This window comes from Paenibacillus phytorum (assembly GCF_013141715.1).
Classification (GTDB): domain Bacteria; phylum Bacillota; class Bacilli; order Paenibacillales; family NBRC-103111; genus Paenibacillus_E; species Paenibacillus_E phytorum.
Genome location: NZ_WHOA01000164.1, coordinates 60,258 through 76,977 on the forward strand (window position 1 = coordinate 60,258; position 16,720 = coordinate 76,977).

Annotated in this window: 9 protein-coding genes and 2 pseudogenes; 5 read left to right on the plus strand and 6 right to left on the minus strand. The window is 44.4% G+C overall.

Annotated features, from left to right (window positions below; all coding sequences use genetic code 11):
- Window positions 1-208: 208 nt before the first annotated feature.
- Window positions 209-1,441: an alpha-L-fucosidase gene (locus GC098_RS23930; protein ID WP_171645725.1), complete on the minus strand. Its 1,233-nt coding sequence runs from the start codon at window positions 1,439-1,441 to the stop codon at window positions 209-211.
- A 109-nt stretch (window positions 1,442-1,550) separates the two neighbouring features.
- On the opposite strand from GC098_RS23930, the gene GC098_RS23935 reads away from it, so the two are divergent.
- Complete coding sequence (locus tag GC098_RS23935) at window positions 1,551-2,396, plus strand: AraC family transcriptional regulator (RefSeq protein WP_171645726.1); 846 nt, start codon at window positions 1,551-1,553, stop codon at window positions 2,394-2,396.
- 99 nt (window positions 2,397-2,495) lie between these two features.
- Here GC098_RS23935 and glpX read toward each other — a convergent pair.
- The 3 genes and pseudogenes from glpX to GC098_RS23950 all read right to left on the minus strand — a co-directional run.
- Window positions 2,496-3,290: pseudogene (glpX, locus tag GC098_RS23940) on the minus strand (class II fructose-bisphosphatase); the annotation flags it as partial.
- A gap of 6 nt (window positions 3,291-3,296) precedes the next feature.
- On the minus strand, window positions 3,297-4,535 hold the full coding sequence (locus tag GC098_RS23945; protein ID WP_171645728.1) for a 2,3-bisphosphoglycerate-independent phosphoglycerate mutase: 1,239 nt from the start codon (window positions 4,533-4,535) through the stop codon (window positions 3,297-3,299).
- 18 nt (window positions 4,536-4,553) lie between these two features.
- Window positions 4,554-6,041: an SLC13 family permease gene (locus GC098_RS23950; RefSeq protein WP_171645729.1), complete on the minus strand. Its 1,488-nt coding sequence runs from the start codon at window positions 6,039-6,041 to the stop codon at window positions 4,554-4,556.
- Window positions 6,042-6,497: 456 nt separating this feature from the next.
- Between GC098_RS23950 and GC098_RS23955 the strand changes: the two genes are divergently transcribed.
- Complete coding sequence (locus GC098_RS23955) at window positions 6,498-7,388, plus strand: LysR substrate-binding domain-containing protein (RefSeq protein ID WP_171645730.1); 891 nt, start codon at window positions 6,498-6,500, stop codon at window positions 7,386-7,388.
- A gap of 139 nt (window positions 7,389-7,527) precedes the next feature.
- The gene (locus GC098_RS23960; RefSeq protein ID WP_171645731.1) at window positions 7,528-9,135 is read left to right on the plus strand and encodes a sensor domain-containing diguanylate cyclase; all 1,608 of its coding nucleotides are present in this window, start codon (window positions 7,528-7,530) and stop codon (window positions 9,133-9,135) included.
- Between the two features lie 23 nt (window positions 9,136-9,158).
- Here GC098_RS23960 and GC098_RS23965 read toward each other — a convergent pair whose 3' ends face one another.
- Together GC098_RS23965 and GC098_RS23970 are read right to left on the minus strand one after the other, a co-directional pair.
- Entirely contained in the window at window positions 9,159-9,992 is an 834-nt protein-coding gene (locus tag GC098_RS23965; RefSeq protein ID WP_171645732.1) for a sugar phosphate isomerase/epimerase family protein, read from the minus strand.
- Between the two features lie 34 nt (window positions 9,993-10,026).
- A pseudogene (locus tag GC098_RS23970) lies at window positions 10,027-10,762 on the minus strand (proline racemase family protein).
- Here GC098_RS23970 and GC098_RS23980 point away from each other — a divergent pair.
- Both GC098_RS23980 and GC098_RS23985 read left to right on the plus strand, forming a co-directional pair.
- Window positions 10,748-12,481, plus strand: coding sequence for a sigma-54 interaction domain-containing protein (locus tag GC098_RS23980; protein ID WP_216625403.1), 1,734 nt, complete (start codon window positions 10,748-10,750; stop codon window positions 12,479-12,481). The pseudogene GC098_RS23970 and the gene GC098_RS23980 overlap by 15 nt on opposite strands.
- Before the next feature lie 852 nt (window positions 12,482-13,333).
- Window positions 13,334-16,678 carry a GH36-type glycosyl hydrolase domain-containing protein gene (locus tag GC098_RS23985; protein WP_171645733.1) on the plus strand — a complete coding sequence of 1,115 codons (3,345 nt, stop codon included), beginning with the start codon at window positions 13,334-13,336 and terminating at the stop codon, window positions 16,676-16,678.
- The last annotated feature ends 42 nt before the right edge of the window (window positions 16,679-16,720 follow it).

Here is a 16,720-nt window from a genome sequence, read left to right on the forward strand (position 1 = left end):
AATAGCGGCTCCTCGTTCCGCGAAAATCGGAAATAAGTGGTTTCGAGCAAAATAAGGTATCTACGTTCCGCGAGTGTAATGGTAGTGCTGGGTAGCACAGTTAACTCCGAAAGTTCCTTAACATATAGAGAAGGCTATCTCAAATGTAGAATGTTCTACAATAGAGTTAGCCTTCTCCTTAAAGTGATTTGCAAATCAATTCACATGATCAGCAATTATAAGCTGCAAAGCTCCGTATCAGAGCTTTGTCTACGCTAGCCGTAACTCGAACCCGCATCTGCTTGGTACGGACCGTTTCAAACCGGTCGATTTTTTTGTGACCGACGGCACTTCCTTTGACCAATTCTATCCATTGCCCTTGCTGCTCTGCCTCGAGCACGTAAGAGCGAATGCGTTCGCCGTGGGCAATATCCTCCATTAAAATCACGTGATTGACATCGGTTTCCGCCACAAACGACAATAGTACAGAATCTCCCTCTCCATCCGTCGCGGCAATGGGGTTAGAGAATCTTCTCTTGATTTCGTCTGTGAATTCAATCAGTCGATTAACGTCCAACTCAGGCAAGAGTCCCCGATTATCGGGGGCCAAATTTAGCAAAAGCGTGCAGCCATGTCCAACTGAGCGATAGTAAATATCGAGTAAGTTGTCCAGCGAGCGAAGCGTGTGCTCGTCGTTCGGATGCCAGAACCAGCGATCCTTGCGGATCGGCACATCGCACTCGGCGGGCACCCAAGCCGGGGTTTCCGGCAGCCATGCCGCCATATCTTGCGTATACATGCTTAGCTTAGCGGATTCAGCCGTGTTCCAGCACGGATAAGGCGCAACGCCATCCTCATTGCCTACCCATCGGATCGTGGGCGCCCCCATGTTGAAAACCATCGCATCGGGTTGATACTGCTTCACTAATCCCATGATGCGTCTCCAGTCGTATTCCCTGCCATGAGAGCCGGCCCCGTCGAACCAAAGCTCGACAAGCGGCCCGTATTGCGTTAGCAATTCCGTAAGCTGATTGGCATAAAAATCGTCATAAGCCTCCTTGTCCGGATAACATGGTTCATGCCGATCCCACGGCGACAAATAGAGACCAAAACGGATACCCTCCTGCTTACACGCATCCGCAACCTCACGAACAACATCGCCTTGTCCATTTCTCCAAGGGCTCGATTTAACGGAATAATCGGTCGTTTCCGTCGGCCATAGACAGAAGCCATCATGGTGCTTGGCCGTTAAAACAAAATAAGCGGCTCCCGCTAGTTTGGCTGAGCGAACCCACTGCAGAGCATCAAACTGCGTCGGGTTAAACAATTCCGGAGAATCCGTACCTTCCCCCCACTCCTGATCGCAAAACGTATTGATACCGAAATGACAAAACATCCCAAATTCCAAATCCTGCCACTTAAGCTGCTGCTCCGATGGCTTGGCTAGTATAGTGTGATTCATTATATTAATCCCCTTTCAAACAATGTGATTAATATTAATTGTAAGATGCGGAAAGTGGGAAATGAATATATAATAATAGGAGATTTTTGCACAATAGTAAGCTATCTTCATGAAAAAGGTGAGTAACAGGATGGATTTGGCTCGTACCTATTTATCGAATACACAGATCCACATGTCGACAGGTGCTCTTACGAGAGTGAGACCTGATTGGGGTGGTACCAACATCATTCAAGGAGAAAACGTCCTCTATTTTTTTCTGGAAGGAGAAGGTTGGCTGAAAATCAATAATATCGAATACTACCCTGTTCCAGGGGAGCTGTTTCTTGTGCCAGCCGGCACGCGAATATCTTGTTCAACCGATGAGAGCCATCCTTTTTTAACATATTGGTGTCACTTTACTGCAACCGTCGGGGAAAATAATTTGTTTGATTTGTTGATCACACCTCATTGCATCGCCATGAGAAATGACGAAACGATAAAAAACCAGTTTCAAGAGCTGATTACCCAGCATGAAAGCGATGGACTAGCTGCGCCTTTTATTGTCAAATCGTTATTATTTCATATGATGTCACGATTCATTGAACGATCAACGGTAGATCCGCTGCAAACGGCATCGATTCCATCCGTCCATAAACTGTATATCGTACTGCAATATATCGAAAAGCACCTGACCGAGCAAATGACAGTAGACATGTTATCCCAACTCGTCCACTTTCACCCGAAGTATTTTTTACATTATTTCAAATCGATGCTTGGCGTCTCACCTATCGTCTACATCAATAAAAAGAGAATGCAAAAGGCTAACTCACTGCTCCTCCATTCGGATATGACCATCGCCGAAATAGCCGAACAACTAGGCATGCAAACGCCTTATTTATCCCGAATGTTCAAAAGGTTTACGGGTTTTTCGCCGAATGAATTTAGGCAGCAGCATAGGATGAGTCAACGTTTATAAATCAAAAAACTGGGCACTGTTTTGACTTCTCCTGATTGTTCAAAAGAAATCAAGGAAAATTATTGTACCCAGTACAACTTGCCATTCTAATCATCCATTTCACTTATGTATTAACGGCTTATTAGGTAAATAATGCAATGTACGAATGAATCTTATGGTTTTAGTTTTCGCTCGCATAACGATTGAATGAGTCTCCGCTCGCTCATCTGGGTAATATTTCACACCGCCCAAGAACTCGCCAGGCGTTATTCCTGTAGCCGCAAAAATTACATCTTCCTTACCAATCATATCTTCCATCGATAAGACCTTATAGGGATTTTCGATCCCCATTTGGAGACATCGATCATACTCAATACCGTCAGCTGGTATCAATCTACTTTGCAGCTCCCCACCCAAGCATTTAAGGGCAGCTGCCGCCAGTACACCCTCGGGAGCCCCTCCCGAACCCACATACAGATCTATCCCCGCTCCCGGAAATGCCGGCGCCATGGCCCCCGCTACATCTCCGTCTGAAAGAAACTTAATCCTTACGCCAATCTTTCGCAGAGTTTGAATCTTTTCTTCATGTCGGGCTCGGTCCAATATCATCACGGTTAAATCCGAAACCTTTTTATTTAACTTTTCTGCTGCTTTTATCAGAGTAATTTCTAGTGGATCGCTAATACTCAGAACGCCAACTAATGCCGGGCCAACCGCCAGTTTCTCCATATACATGTCCGGTGCATGAAGCAAATTCCCTTCGTTTGCTACAGCTATCACTGACATCGCATTATTCAATCCCTTTGCAACAAGGTCAGTTCCTTCTAACGGATCTACAGCCACATCTACTTCGGGTCCGTTCAAGCTGCCAACCTCTTCACCAATGTAGAGCATAGGAGCCTCATCCATTTCTCCACCTATCTAGTTACCCTGTTTTTTCACAATTCCCATTAACCCGTGTAAGGTTCTAACAAAATCGTTTCCAGATAAATGCCCTAATCCCCCATAAGCACAATCCAATTCATTGTACGCCATGGTTCGATCTCTACGGATACTTGGCCCGTAAATGAGAATTGGAACCGGATCACCCGTGTGTTCACCGACTTCGCAAGGTGTAGAATGATCGGCAGCTAGGGCGAGATAGGTATCATCAGGTAACTTGTTTAAAATACACCCTACCATCCGATCAAACAGCTCGATAGCCTTTGCTTTTTCAAACGGTAAGTTGTCATGACCTTTAACATCTGGTGCTTTCATATGCACATATACGATGTCATTCTCGGCTATTTCTTCAATTGCCAATCTGGCTTTCAATTCGATATTCGTATCTATATTACCTGTCATACTGCTATCTGTGATCGTCTTAAAACCGGCTAATTGAGCAACACCTAATACCGTGCTTTCTCCAGCAATACAGCTCCCCATAATATGAAGCTGATCTACAATGGGTTCAAGATCTGCTATTTGCCCAGCACCCCTGGTCAGAATAAAATTTGCAGGCATCTTCCCCTGCTCAAGACGTTCGGCATTAACTGGATGATTTCTTAATATTTCGTGTGCCTTCTTAAGGAAGAGATTTATAATGACAGCTGTTCTCTTGGATTCCTCAGATTTGTCCAGTGGCTCTACCTCATGATAGGGCACTCCATCATTTGGAGCTTTGGGATCAGAATCGCTGATCTTATCACTCAAACCATCTCCCCGCAGAATCAGAACAGCTCGATGTTCGGTAGCCGCTCTATAGTAAACTTCAATGCCATCGATCTCCATACCGTTAATAGCCGCCGCTAATTCATCGGCCCCCTCTCGTATCCGGCCAGCACGACGATCAACGACGATCCCGTTATCATTTACGGTAGCAAAATTACAGCGAAGGACAACATCGCCCTGCTTAATGTCCATGCCAATTCCTAAAGCTTCAATCGGGCCACGTCCTGGGTAGTGATGAGGCTGGTAGCCAAATAAAATCAGATGGCCCATATCCGTGCCAACCGGAATTCCGGAAGCAATTAAATCCATCATTCCTGTCGTACCTTTTGTGGCCAGTAGGTCTAGATTTGGCGTTTTTGCGTATTCCAATGGTGTTTTATGATCTAGTAAAGGATGGGGACGGTCCCCTATTCCGTCAGCAATAGCCAAAATAACTTTTCTTCTAAGCATGGTTTCCTCCGTATATGTTTATATTCCCAGCAGTTTAAACCAGGTGAATATTGATAAACTGATAACGCTAGCTCCAATAAAGCAAGTAACAATCGCATACTTCACTTGATCCAACACGGAAAAATAACCAGTTCCAAAATAGATGGTATTCACCTTGGAATGAGGAGGAAGCGTTATTGTATACGTCATCGTCATAGCAGCAGCTAATGCCAGAGGTACAGGATCCATACCCAATGATTTGGCCAAAGCAATAAATGCTGGGATTAAAATCGTCACACGTACGGTTTTACTCGTAAATATGAGATGACTGTACATACTTAGGAATACAACCACCACGTAAACCAAGGCATGACTCATATGCTCCAGTCCCAAAAAGCTAACTACATTCTTGATAATCCATTCCGCGCCTTTCGATTTATCGAGCGCATTACCAACAGCATAAGCTCCAGCAGCGAATATCATGAGTTCCCATTTAATGTTTGCTTCTTTCCATGTAAGAACCCTTACTCTAGGAAGTAGGCAAAAGAGCGCAGCAAGAACCGCAGTCTGTTCTGTGCTGATTTCAAAACCAAACCAACCTTTTTGATAATCACCTGTGGCCCAAAGAATAACCGTACAAACAAAGATAACTAAAGCCTTCTTTTCATTTAGTGAAAAGGAACCTAATTTCTTCAATTCATCCTTCAAAGTATCCATAGCATTTTGGAAATTGGATTCGCCCTTTAATGAGAAGAGTTTAAACCCAATGAAGAATGTCAGAAGCATTGTGATGATAGCCGTAGGCATAGAAGCTAACAACCAATCGATATAACCAATGTGGCCACCCGCTTGTTCATTGATAAAACCAACGGCAATGATGTTGCCCGAAGTGGCAGTCATAACGCCAGATGTAGCAATAGCGTCGGCTTGAACGCCTTGCAGCATCATGACTTTTCCAAGGTTGCTTTTACCTGGTATAGCTTTATAAACTTCTAACAAAATCAAGCAAATAGGCACCATTAGCGTAGCTCTTGCCGTTGTCGAAGGTACGAAAAAAGCAAGGACAAAGTTAATAATGATAAGTACGAGCAGCGTCCTTTTGGGTGTTTTCCCAAAACTCGTGACCATCCATAATGCAAATCTTCTACCCAAATTTGACTTCATCATAGCTGAAGTGAGGATAAATGCAGCAACCATTAACCAAATTACGTCAAAACCTAACGTTCCGAATGCTACTTCTTGATCTTTAACAGCTCCAACTAAAGGAAGCAGCAATATGGCAATGATGGATGTTAAATAAATGGGAATGGGGGTAGTTATCCATAGAATTAGCGATCCCGTAAAAATAGCAATTGATTTTTGAGCTTGTACACTCATCCCTTCCGGTGTAGGCATAAAGAATAGAAGTAGTGCAACTATAACCGCAAGGGGAATTCCCCACTTTTTCATAATTTCTTCCACTTTACTTTTCTTTTGGAGAGGCGGCTCCTTACCATCCTTTTCGGCGGTTGTCAGGGCATTTGTCATCTTTCATTCTCCTCAATGTAGTGTGTTGTAATCGCTTTCACTATAACTCCTAATTCTAGTGATGACCCCTTGTTATCCGTCATAATTAAATAAACACTCCCCGCTTTTTGTTAAGAACCATACTTATTAAATCCAAAACTCTACTAACATATCCCCATTCATTGTCGTACCATGCCAAGAGTTTGAAGACAATCCCGTTGACAAGGTTAAAGCCATGAAACTGACGACATACAAAGCAAGCAATTTAGTGGCTAATTTCCAATTAGTAAACATCGCTTTTTTCCTCTCAAGATCTATCGTTGTAATCACTCCTGTCTAAAAAAAATTGACATCCTCCTTATTTCAACTGATTGCACTTTCATTATATTCACAGTAGTATTATTATACAATTTGATTACATTTAGATAATAATAAGATAATGTTATAGTAAATCGAAACTTGGATGGTGGGTAAAAGATGAACGTAAACAAACTGCAGACCTTTATTACACTTTCGGAATGCCTTAATTTTACTGAAGCAGCTGAACAGCTCTATTGCTCCCAACCGTCTGTAAGTATGCAAATCCAAAGTATGGAAGAAGAATTAGGGGTTCCCCTTTTTGATAGGATCGGAAAAAAGCTATATTTAACGAAGCAAGGTGAACATTTCAAACCATATGCCGAACAAATTATTAATTTACTTTACTCGGCTAAGGATCATATTAGGCAGCTCGAGGATTTATCCTTTGGAACCTTATCCATAGGAGCAAGTAATTTCGTTGGCGTTTACCTACTCCCAAGAATGCTGCGAGAATATTCCATTAAATTCCCAAATATTAAAATAAATATGAATATTACATCTTCCAACCACCTAATTCACATGTTGGATTCCAATAAAGTTGATTTCTTGATTCTTTCTGATCGTGTACGGATTGATGAAACTCGTTATCAACGGACAACATTTTATCAGGATGAACTAGTTCTTATCGTTAATCCATCACACAAACTGGCACAGAAGCAGGATTGTTCGCTAGAGGATTTGGTTAACGAAACATTAATTTTAAAACCAGATAAATCTGCTACACGAATTTACTTAGAAGATCAATTTAAAGAGCACGGGTTCACCCCTCCCAAATATATGGAAATTAGTAATTTGGAAGGCATCAAACAAGGCGTCATCCATAACCTCGGAGTCTCTATCGTTTCTAACTTTGCTATTCAACAGGAAATTAATCATGGTTTGCTAGTTAAGGTCCCTATCCAAGGAATCAAATTCCTTAGAGGAATCAGTTATGTTTATCATCGCAATAAACATTTCTCACCTGCTGCCAAGCAGTTCATACCTTTATTGGATCAAACTGTTTTATAGCCTAATAATTCCGCTAGTACATGCCTTTAGACATGGTATATGGAATTTCCTTACTGCATTTATAGGTATTTTGTTTTATAATTAAGGCTCAATATAGCGAAATATGTCGAATTCAGCACAAAGGTGGCGTCCAGTGCCTATGCTAAACGAAATAAAAGCAAACCAAAGAAATAAGATTAGCTTGGCCACACTTTTAGTAGGGCTGGTCTCCATATCCGTTCTTCTGACTTTAACCATTCTGCTCGTTGCTTCCTATCAATCGAAAAAAAAATCACTGATCGACACAACACTCACTTTGAATTTTTCAAGTGCTGGAAAAATGAGCCAGACTATAGACTCTTTGTTTAAATCCATGCGTAGCAGCTTGTACTATTCTGCAGGCATCTTTTCAAATATAAACGCCATGAATGCAGATGAAGTATATTCTAATCTAGAGTTAATGCGTCATAGCAGCAACTACTTTAATTCCATTTCTGTGGTGGATGAAACGGGACTTGTTCGAAATGTGTCTCCAGAATCCGTCGGCACAGCCGGAAAATATATTACAACGGAAGCGGCTAAGGCAGCATTAGTATCGCAAAAGCCCTACCTCTCCAAACCTTACATTTCTGTAAATTCCAAGCGTCTCCTCGTATTTATGAGCGAACCCATATTCGATAAGGAAGGTATATACCGGGGCTTTATCGGAGGAACTCTTTACCTTGAAGAATACAACATATTGAATATGATCTTCGGGAGCAACCCGACAGATAAAGTAGGTTCATATTTTTACATAGTGGAATCCGACGGTCAGGTGCTGTTCCATCGCGACACAACTCGGTTAGGCGAGGATAACAGCGCCAATCAAGTCGTTCGAAAGCTTATTCAAGGTCAAAGCGGATATGAACAGATGGTCAATTTGAAGGGAGAGGTTTTACTAGCAGGATACGTAAAGGTTCCAGAAAATGGTTGGGGTGTAGTTGTGCAATCGCCAATAAGTGTCGTTTATGAACAATTGCGTCGTCATATAACAGCCATTCTGTTGTATGCGATACTTCCATTTTCGTTATTAATGCTAATCGTCATAGGGCTTGCGCGCAGATTGGCGAAACCTTTTGTATCCTTGGCCGACCTGGTGAGCAAAATCGGTAGAGAAAAAGTCGAACTCCCTGAAGGAAAACAGCATTGGAATAGAGAAGTCGATTTGTTATCAAAAGCAGTTAGATATGCATTAACAGCTATAAAAAAACAGACCGATCAATTGACGCATGATGCAATGACAGATCCATTGACCGGGTTAACAAACCGAAGAACACTCGAAGCAATCATGCATAAATGGATTGAGGAGCAAACTTCGTTTTCTATTATTATTATGGATATTGATAGATTCAAATCTATTAATGACACTTATGGTCATCAAGCTGGGGACGAAGTCTTGAAGCATTTCGCAAAAATTATCATTTCAGCTGTTCGACCAAGTGATGTGTGTTGTCGTTTCGGAGGTGAAGAATTCATTGCACTTATTCCTCAAGTTGCTGCTGAGGAGGCTTATCTTGTTGCCGAACGAATTCGCAATACACTAGAAAATAATGCAAATCCTGTTGGAAAGCCTATTACTGTCTCCCAGGGCATCGCACACTATTCTTTGCACTCAGATTCGGCTGAAGGGCTGATTCATATGGCCGACCAGGCCTTGTATAAAGCTAAGGAATCTGGAAGAAACCAGACAATTATTGCAAAGATCAGGAGTGAAGAGCATAGTCATTGAATCTCAGCAGTTCTGTTAAATGTTTATTTCAATGCTCTGACGATGCCCTTGATATGATAGATGGATTGTTGCGTATATCGATCATGAAGTGCGCCCGATTCGCTTTGTTGAGCCGTCATGTATGGATTAGATACCGGCGGCATAAATTCCATGGTAATGCATCCTTGGTATCCGAGCTCCTGCAAAGTTCTAAATACATCCTCAAAGTTGGTTTGGCCTAAGCCGGCCGCTTCTCTCGTGTTGTCAGCGATATGGACATGAGCCAAATAGGGAGCTATGTTCTGAAGCGCGGATCTGTGGCTTCTTTCCTCAATATTCATATGAAACAAATCTGCCATGATTCGTACGCTGCTTTGATCCACCTCTTTGGCTAGCTGTTTAGCCGCGCTTAACGTATTGACCAAATAAGTTTCAAATCGATTTAACGCTTCAATCGCCAGAACGATGTTTTTCGACTCCGCATAGGCTCCTGCTTCTTGAAGACTGGAGACTGCAAGCTTCCATTCTTCCTGATAGGTCGAGTCCGGGCCACTTTTCCCGACTGGCGAAGGAACGACGATGACAACAGAAGCCCCCAATTGCACAGCCATGTCGATGCATGCCTTCACATATTGAACGGCATGGCTCCGTATTTCCGCATTAGGACTAGAGAGATCGCGATCCAATGTATAGATTCCACATATGGAAGTGCATGCCAGACCGTACTTGCTTAACAGCGATTGAACAGCCCCTAGGTCCATCTTATCAGGTTCACCGGCAAGCTCCACACCGTCATAACCGTACTTTTTCAATCGAACGAGACTAGTTTCCAAATCTTCATTTCCGTAGATCCATTGGGTTACGCTGTATGAATACATGTACGCTTCCTCCTCCTTAATCCTCCTGCTTCCATTAACCCAGAAGGAAGCCATCCCCGAGCGGGTCAGACGGGTCAACAATAAACTGGTGTGTCCCGGTAATGAAAGCTCGCCCTTGGATAAGAGGGACGATAGCTTCATATTCAGCCACTTTCACAGTTTCCATGACGCGTCCCGTAAATTGACTGTCTACAATACTTTCATGCACAAAGTTTTGACCGATCTAACTCGCCACGGGCATGCAATACCGCCATACGCGCGCAAGTTCCCGTTCCGCAAGGCGAACGGTCAATTTGCGCATCGGCGAATATCGTCACATTTCGCAAATGCGAGCCTTCCTTACGCGGAGAATCCGAAAAGATCACGCCATAAATGCCCTGCAGCTGCGGCTCTAAAGGATGGCTAACTGTCATATGGCTCTCGATGTAGGCTTTAATCGCAGAGCCCCACTCTTGGAGTTCAGTCAACTCAGCAATGTCAACCGAGATGCCAAGCTCCTCTGCTTGGACAATCGCATAGAAGGCGCCGATAAAAGCGATGTCTACCGTGAAAGACTTTCCTAGAACCTCTACTTGTACGTCTTGTGCGAAAACGAAGGAAGGAACGTTCAGAAACGAAACCGATTTATTTAAAATTATACGCTTCACGTGAGTATGTGTAAAATTTTTTAGACACTTGTGGCTGGGTGATTTGGCATGAAAATTGCTTATTAATGTGTGAGTAATGAATTTGAATTTTGGAAAGGGAATATGTCTATGGGTGTAAATCATGCGGAAGTTATCATTATTGGAGGTGGAATCGTCGGTTCAGCCATTGCTTATTTTTTGAGTAAACAAGGGTTGGACGTAACCGTGCTAGAGAAAGGGGAATTGGCGAGCGGCACGTCATCTCGTTGCGATGGTAAGCTCCCGTCTAACGGGCTTAGCTTGATGAATATGCCTTGGCAAACCGCCGTATCCGTCTCCCAAAAGACGCCGATGGACGCTGTCATCCCGCTTTTTCACAAAACCGATTACATCCTTGTGAAAAATACTGCCGACCAGCCGATCGGTTATGTGACCGCTGCTGATATGCTTACTGCCATTCATCAAGCACACCAAATCTTGGAAGCTTATTTCGAGTCGATGATCGACACGATGGATGCCTCCATTTCCATGATTGATGATCAAGAACGGACAGTCGTGTGGACCAAAGGAGCCGAGCGAATCTTTTCTATAAAAGCCGAAGACATCCTTAACAAGCCAATGTCCGATTTCTTCCCTGCTGATATGCTGCAAATCTTACAAACCCATCAAACCGGTGATTCTGTGTTTCGTAAGCTGCACCAGCCGCGACCCGATTTATATGTCCTGATTAACTCGAACCCTATTCGGCTTAAAGGGCAAATCATCGGTTCCGTCGTTGCAGAAACGGACATCACCAGTGAGGTCAGGTTGAATCAGGAGCTATTCAACGCCACTTCCAAGGTCCATCAACTACAGCAGCAAATGGCCCAGCTTCAACCATCGACTGATCCATTCAGCCCAATCAAAGGGACGAGCAGCGCCATTAGGCGGACGATAGACATGGGTAAAAAAGTTGGTACGACCAAAGCAACGGTACTCATTCTCGGTGAAACCGGTGTCGGCAAGGAGCTTTTCGCCAAAGCCATCCATGACGTGCGAGAAAAATCGGACGCTCCTTTTATCGCGATTAACTGCGGTGCCATTTCTCCTTCTTTATTCGAAAGTGAATTGTTCGGATATGAAAAAGGCGCCTTTTCTGGAGCTGACAACAATGGCAAAAAGGGGAAAATACAACTTGCGACGGGCGGTACCCTATTCTTGGATGAAATTGGTGAAATGCCGCTCGATATGCAGGTCAAGCTACTGCGTGTGCTGCAGGAGAGAACCTATTTCGCCGTAGGCGGAACCAAGCAGTTGAAAGCCGATTTTCGGGTCATTGCCGCTACCAATCGTGATTTGAATGCCCAAGTCAAACAGGGGTTGTTCCGTGAAGACCTTTACTACCGCTTGAATGTGGTTACGATTGATATCCCCCCGCTTCGTGAGAGAAAAGAGGATGTAATCGAACTGACGCATTGTTTCTTGAACGAATTTTCAATTAGCTATAACAGGTTCATTCAACATATCCCGCAGGATGTCTTATTGGATCTGCTTCATTACAGTTGGCCCGGCAATATACGAGAGCTACGGAACACGATTGAACGTTTGGTCGTTTTTGCTGCAGACGGATCGGTGAAAAGAGATGATCTGCCGATGTCGATCTATGCCAGTAAAACCAGTAAACATAAGGATGACTCTCCTCTCCAAGAGGAAATTCCGAATGTGATCCAAACCTTGCAGGAGGAGTTGGAGGTTCACGAGAAACAGATCATTATCAAAGCTTTGGAACTGGAGAAAGGTAACAAACTGGCGGCTGCCAAACGGCTTGGCCTGTCCCACGCAACGCTGTATAACAAGATGAACAAGCTGGGTTTTGCCGAATAAATTGATCTAATTGATAAAGATGGCTCCTGTATTCGGTATTCGCAGGGAGTCATCTTTTTTTATCGTCCATTGATGACGAGTACTAATTCGAAATAATGAGGTCAAAGCGCTCAGAGTAAGCTTTAACCACTGTTAGCTATGCAGGATGATAAAAACTGTGTATTCATTGTGCCGCTTCAAACCTGGTAGGCATAACTCTTAATTCGATTTTATTGTCGGTTCAGCAGCTTCGATGGGCTATCGTGATTGCCAATGTTGTAGTTTCTACAACAATTCACATGCCAAACAGCTGTTTTGCAAGCTAAAGTTGTAGGTTGTGCAACATTTCTAGCCCATTTGTCGTGAAATGGCCTGTATCGGGCTAAATTGTTGTACATTATGCAACATCGAAGAGATAGAGGTGGGATCTAAGGCAGAATTGTTGCACTTTCTGCAACATCATTCGACTGAGAATGTGGATTATTCATTCACTCATTTACTCAGACCTCATTTCCCACACCCCCAACTATTTCACATATCCCCCTTCTTACTCATTGATGGTTACAAAAAAGACCAGAGAGAGCTCACTTTACTCCAAGTATCCATATTTCAGGCAAATGTTCGACCATGGGCTTTGGCTTTTTTTGTTTACGCTTTGGCGCAATAGAAACGTTTCGATTCAAATTGTGAATTTGATGAAACCGCGTTTAAAAACAGTATTTTTATGAATGAGGGTGATTATATAAATAATTTTACCGTTAATTAATTGTTTATTGACTCCAAAACTAATGCTATTTATAATGATTTCATAGCAATCGAAACGTTTCGATTCAACACCAAATACATTATCCGAACAAGAAAGAGAGTGAGAACATGACAAGACCTAATGACACAGACATCTGTATCCGATCTGGAGAGTTGGCGTTCACTTTTATGAACAGCGGGGATATTAGAAAGATCACATACAATCAGACGATGATCAATCAGCTGATAGCTAACCCAATTGACGGTTCGATGAACAATATTTATCTGCGTATCCACCGTGAATCATCGCTATCCTTTGTGCCGCTGCTCGGCATCCGTTCTTCAAGCCGGATCAGTCGCAGTGACTGCCAGATTTCTTGGAAGGGTCATGCCGAGGAGCTCGAATATGAGGTCATATTTACACTCACTCCTCAATTGATCTGGTTCTGGGACGTGCGGGTCCATGGTCATGGAGCGGACATCGATCTTGTCTATGGGCAAGATGTGGGCATTGCGGATCAAGGTGCTGTCAGATCAAATGAAGCCTATCTGTCTCAATACATAGATCATTCTGTCTTTAATGACCCTGTCAAAGGCTGGGTTGTCTGTTCTCGTCAAAATATGCCGCAGCAGGGACAATTCCCGTATTTACAGCAGGGCTCATTAACAAATGCAGCGGAATACGCAACGGACGGCTTCCAATTCTTCGGTTTATCCTATAAGGCAACGAACAAACCCGAGGCGTTGACTAAGGTCAAGCTCGCCAGCGAGATCTATCAATATGAATTTGCCTATACAGCTATGCAATCGCAGCGCGTGATCGTCGATGGCATGGCGCGATTTGTTTTTTACGGACTGTTCAAGCCCCACCATCCGGATGCAATTGTAAGCCTGGCATACGAACAGGAAGTACAGGAAGCATGGGCATATGCGGAGGCACTAGATACAAAGTGGGATGAAGATCTGGATTCGGTCAGCCTACAGCCCAGAATCGGCGATCCTCTTCAGGTCGAATCTATGACAATCGAAGAGATCGTGCGCGACTTTCCTAGCCGCCATCAAGAGGAATGGGATAACGGGGTTCTGTTGTCTTTCTTCACCGAGGGGCACGAGCATGTTGTATTAAAGGAGAAAGAGCTGCTTGTGGAGCGTCCGCATGGACATATCCTCATGACGGGGGATAACGCTCGCATGAACGAACAAGTGCTTACTACCACATCCTATATGTACGGCATATTTAACTCGCAGCTCGTGGTAGGGAACACGTCCACCAACAAGATGATGACCAATGCCCGCAATGCGCTGAATGTGCTGAAGACTTCAGGTCAAAGGATATTTATTGAAATGCACGGTGAATTCCGGATGCTCACGATGCCATCGATGTACGAGATTGGCTTTAACTACGCGCGGTGGACCTATAAGATGGCTGAAGACACGATTGTAGTCACGAACCTCACTGTAATGGACACGCCGGAGGTTCATTTGACCGTACAATCCGTAAGCGGAAAGCCCTACCGATATCTGATTACGAATCAGGTGTCAATGAATAACAATGAATACGGAGTGCCTTTCCTCATGGAACGTGAAGGCGATGTTCTGGTATTCCGTTCGTGTGAAGGTTCGGATAACGCAGGAACCCTTCCAGACCTGTGTTACCGTATGAAGCTTACGGGAGCGGATGTGACCGTGACCGACGAGACAGCCCTAGCCGATCATGCTAATCCGGGATCATCTTCGCTCGTTGTGCTCGAATTAAGCGCTTGTTCGGAATGGAGTTTGACAGTTCAAGGACTTATTCATGGCGGCGAGCTGCCGTTCGAGAGGCCGAATACAGCTGCAGAAATAAAACGATACCGCGACTACTTTAGAAAAGTAATGAATGGCTTCCAATTATCGCACAGTGGGGAAGCGACGGAATCGCTAAATAAGGTTAATGCTCTTGCATGGTGGTACACCCATAATATGCTGGTCCATTATTCCGTACCACACGGGCTGGAGCAATACGGCGGAGCGGCTTGGGGTACGCGAGATGTATGCCAAGGACCTACGGAATACTTCATGGCAACGCAGAAATATGATCAAGTGCGCGAAATAATAAAGACCGTATATGCCCACCAATATGAGGATGACGGGAACTGGCCGCAATGGTTTATGTTCGATCATTATTACCGCATCCAACAAGAAGAAAGCCATGGCGACATCATTGTATGGCCGCTTAAGGTCATCGCCGATTATATCTCGGCTACGCACGATTACAGCGTTCTTCAGGAGCGAATTCCTTATACGGAGCGGGAAGGCTTCGAGTTCACCGAAGAATGCCCTACCCTGCTTGAGCATGTGCAGAAGCAGTTGACGTACATGAAGAATCATTTTCTTCACGATACTCACTTGTCCGCTTATGGCGACGGGGACTGGGACGATACGCTCCAGCCAGCTAATGCGCAGCTCAAGCAATATATGATCAGCAGCTGGACGGTCGCCTTGACCTATCAAGTGCTGAATCAATTATCCGCCGCTTTAACAGATGAACACCAAGAGCTGTCAGCGGAGCTCAATAAGCTGGCATCAGGCATTCAAGCCGACTTCAATCGATATATACTGCAGAAGGATGTCATTCCCGGCTTCGTCTACATGGAAAAACCGGGGGAAGCGGAGCTTATGCTTCATCCGACCGATACGAAGACGGGTATTCAATATCGCCTGCTTCCGATGACGCGCAGCATGATCGCCGAGTTGCTGACTGAAGAGCAGGCTGAATCGCATTACCGGCTTATCAAGCAGGAGCTGTACTGCCCTGATGGCGTCCGCTTGATGAACCGCCCGGCACGATATGCTGGCGGCGTAAGCACGCACTTTAAACGTGCGGAACAAGCGGCGAACTTTGGCCGTGAAATCGGGCTGCAGTATGTGCACGCTCATATCCGCTTCGTCGAGGCGATGGCGAAGCTCGGCAAGGTGGACGAGGCTTGGCAGGGTCTTGCCATGATTAACCCGATCGGCATACGGGAAGTGGTTCCGAACGCCGAATTGCGACAAAGCAATGCCTACTTCAGCAGCTCAGACGGGAAATTCAATACACGTTATGATGCTGGGGAACGATTCCAAGAGCTGTTCGAAGGAAAAGTTCCGGTCAAAGGCGGCTGGAGAATCTACTCCAGCGGACCAGGAATCTACATGAACCAGCTCATCTCCAACTGTCTCGGCATTCGCCAAGACGGAGGAGACCTGATCATTGATCCCGTGCTTCCGCATGAAATGGATGGGCTTCGATTCGATTTTGCCTGGAATAACCGCTATGTCAGATTCGAATACCATATCAGCGGGTCATTGGAATGCCGTATCGAGATTAATGGCCATGCAGCAGAGACCGAAGTCATGTCAAACCGTTACCGCCATGGCGGAACAAGAGTGCGGTGCGAGCAATTAGAGATTTTGTTAAGCGGTGAAGATAATGTTATTGCGATTTACATCTAATGGAACCGGTGATCTTTCGGGAGCAACGATATATTGGTATAG

Excerpts from the sequence above, each read along its gene's own strand:
- GC098_RS23930 (WP_171645725.1), bottom strand. The coding sequence starts at position 1,441 with ATGAATCACACTATACTAGCCAAGCCATCGGAGCAGCAGCTTAAGTGG.
- GC098_RS23935 (WP_171645726.1), top strand. The coding sequence starts at position 1,551 with ATGAAAAAGGTGAGTAACAGGATGGATTTGGCTCGTACCTATTTATCG.
- GC098_RS23945 (WP_171645728.1), bottom strand. The coding sequence starts at position 4,535 with ATGCTTAGAAGAAAAGTTATTTTGGCTATTGCTGACGGAATAGGGGAC.
- GC098_RS23950 (WP_171645729.1), bottom strand. The coding sequence starts at position 6,041 with ATGACAAATGCCCTGACAACCGCCGAAAAGGATGGTAAGGAGCCGCCT.
- GC098_RS23955 (WP_171645730.1), top strand. The coding sequence starts at position 6,498 with ATGAACGTAAACAAACTGCAGACCTTTATTACACTTTCGGAATGCCTT.
- GC098_RS23960 (WP_171645731.1), top strand. The coding sequence starts at position 7,528 with ATGCTAAACGAAATAAAAGCAAACCAAAGAAATAAGATTAGCTTGGCC.
- GC098_RS23965 (WP_171645732.1), bottom strand. The coding sequence starts at position 9,992 with ATGTATTCATACAGCGTAACCCAATGGATCTACGGAAATGAAGATTTG.
- GC098_RS23980 (WP_216625403.1), top strand. The coding sequence starts at position 10,748 with ATGGGTGTAAATCATGCGGAAGTTATCATTATTGGAGGTGGAATCGTC.
- GC098_RS23985 (WP_171645733.1), top strand. The coding sequence starts at position 13,334 with ATGACAAGACCTAATGACACAGACATCTGTATCCGATCTGGAGAGTTG.